General features: G+C 40.9%; 1 protein-coding gene. It reads right to left on the bottom strand.

From position 1 onward, the window contains the following. On the bottom strand, positions 1–401 hold a 401-nt coding region (locus tag H4J75_RS19760), incomplete at both ends, for an Ig-like domain-containing protein (protein ID WP_182223075.1).

Raw genomic sequence — 401 nt, 5'->3', positions numbered from 1 at the left:
AGTGGACCATCTGCTGTTTCTGCATTATCAAGGACATTGCCTGTGGCTGTTGTGTCTTCAGCTATCGTAACCGTTTCACTATCATCACTTAAATCTGAAACTGGTGTCACTGAAATTGTTAAGGTAGAACTTTCGGTATCACCGGCACCATCTGTGACAGTATAAGTAATAACAGGTACAGCACCGTTGAAATTATCATTCGGTATAAAAGTATAACTACCATCTGCATTTAAAGTGAGTTCGCCTTCAGCAAGACTTACCGTGTCACCTGCATTATAAGTATTACCATCAACAGTAAAGCTTGTAACAGTTAAAGGACCGTCTGCAGTTGCTGCGTTATCGAGGACATTACCTGTTGCTGTTGTATCTTCTGCTATCGTAACCGTTTCACTATCATCACT

It is taken from the genome of Colwellia sp. BRX10-1 (assembly GCF_014077545.1).
Lineage (GTDB): Bacteria > Pseudomonadota > Gammaproteobacteria > Enterobacterales > Alteromonadaceae > Colwellia_A.
Note: the sequence above shows the minus strand (reverse complement) of the source record. Positions and strands in the feature narration are given on the sequence as shown.